This is a genomic window from Streptomyces malaysiense (assembly GCF_000980885.2).
GTDB classification, from domain to species: domain Bacteria; phylum Actinomycetota; class Actinomycetes; order Streptomycetales; family Streptomycetaceae; genus Streptomyces; species Streptomyces malaysiense.
Genome location: NZ_LBDA02000089.1, coordinates 1 through 2,006, shown reverse-complemented (window position 1 = coordinate 2,006; position 2,006 = coordinate 1). Strand labels below are relative to the sequence as shown.

Annotated in this window: 1 protein-coding gene; it reads right to left on the bottom strand. The window is 70.3% G+C overall.

Annotation, left to right across the window (positions count from 1 at the left end; genetic code table 11):
* Nucleotides 1-31 precede the first annotated feature (31 nt).
* Nucleotides 32-2,006: class I tRNA ligase family protein (locus VT52_RS30655; RefSeq protein ID WP_079175381.1), on the bottom strand; the 1,975-nt coding region annotated here is incomplete at its 5' end.

Below are 2,006 nucleotides of genomic sequence, written 5' to 3'. Positions count from 1 at the left end.
CGGCGGGGCCGCCCTCCTTCTCGCTCGGCGCCTACGCTTTGCGCAGTCGGAACACCAGGCTCAGGCCCTCGTCGGTGAAGGTGTCCCCGTAACTGTCGTCGGCCTCGCCCTGGGCGAAGTCCGTCGCCAGGACCTCGTCCGCGATCAGCTCGGCGTGTTCACCGAGCGCCGCGATCACCGCCGGGTCCGTGGACGTCCAGCGCAGTGCGATGCGGTCGGCGACGTCCAGGCCGCTGTTCTTGCGGGCCTCCTGGATCAGGCGGATCGCGTCACGGGCGAGCCCCGCCCGGCGCAGCTCCTCCGTGATCTCCAGGTCCAGCGCCACCGTCGCGCCGGAGTCGGACGCCACCGACCAGCCCTCGCGCGGCGTCTCGGTGATGATCACCTCGTCCGGTGCCAGTGTGATCGTCTCACCGTCGACCTCGACCGAGGCGGTGCCTTCGCGCAGGGCGAGGGAGAGCGCCGCCGCGTCCGCGGCGGCCACGGCCTTCGCCACGTCCTGGACGCGCTTGCCGAACCGCTTGCCGAGGGCGCGGAAGTTGGCCTTGGCGGTCGTGTCGACCAGGGAGCCGCCGACCTCGGACAGCGACGCCAGCGAGGAGACGTTCAGCTCTTCCGTGATCTGCGCGTGCAGCTCGCGGTCCAGGGTCTCGAATCCGGCCGCTGCGATCAGGGCGCGCGACAGCGGCTGGCGGGTCTTGACGCCCGACTCGGCGCGTGTGGCGCGGCCCAGTTCCACGAGCCGGCGCACCAGCGCCATCTGGCGGGACAGGGCGGGGTCGATCGAATCGAGGTCCGTCTGCGGCCAGGACGCGAGGTGGACCGATTCCGGGGCGCCCGGGGTGACGGGTACGACCAGGTCCTGCCAGACCCGTTCGGTGATGAACGGGGTGATCGGGGCCATCAGCCGGGTGACGGTCTCCAGGACCTCGTGCAGGGTGCGCAGGGCGGCCTTGTCGCCCTGCCAGAAGCGGCGGCGTGAGCGGCGGACGTACCAGTTGGACAGGTCGTCGACGAACGCGGAGAGCAGCTTGCCGGCGCGCTGGGTGTCGTAGCCCTCCAGTGCCTGTGTCACCTGGTCGGTGAGGGCGTGCAGTTCGGAGAGCAGCCAGCGGTCCAGCAGCGGGCGTTCGGCGGGGGCCGGGTCGGCGGCGCCGGGTGCCCAGTTCGACGTACGGGCGTACAGGGCCTGGAAGGCGACCGTGTTCCAGTACGTGAGCAGTGTCTTGCGGACGACTTCCTGGATGGTGCCGTGGCCGACGCGGCGGGCGGCCCAGGGGGAGCCGCCGGCCGCCATGAACCAGCGGACCGCGTCCGCGCCGTGCTGGTCCATCAGCGGGATCGGCTGGAGGATGTTGCCCAGGTGCTTGGACATCTTGCGGCCGTCCTCGGCGAGGATGTGGCCGAGGCACACCACGTTCTCGTAGGACGACTCGTCGAAGACGAGGGTGCCGATCGCCATCAGGGTGTAGAACCAGCCGCGGGTCTGGTCGATGGCCTCGGAGATGAACTGGGCCGGGTAGCGGCTCTCGAACAGTTCCTTGTTCTTGTACGGGTAGCCCCACTGCGCGAACGGCATCGAACCCGAGTCGTACCAGGCGTCGATGACCTCCGGCACGCGGGTGGCCGTCCTGCCGCAGCCCTCGTGCGGGCAGGCGAAGGTGATCGCGTCGATGTACGGGCGGTGCGGGTCGAGCCGCGACTGGTCGGTGCCGGTCAGCCCGGACAGCTCGGCGCGGGAGCCGACACAGGTGAGGTGGTCGTCCTCGCAGCGCCAGACCGGCAGCGGGGTGCCCCAGTAGCGGTTGCGGGAGAGCGCCCAGTCGATGTTGTTGTCCAGCCAGTCGCCGAAACGGCCGTGCTTGACCGTCTCCGGGAACCAGTTGGTCTTCTCGTTCTCCTGGATCAGGCGGTCCTTGACGGCCGTCGTACGGATGTACCAGGAGGGCTGCGCGTAGTAGAGCAGCGCGGTGTGGCAGCGCCAGCAGTGCGGGTAGCTGTGCTCG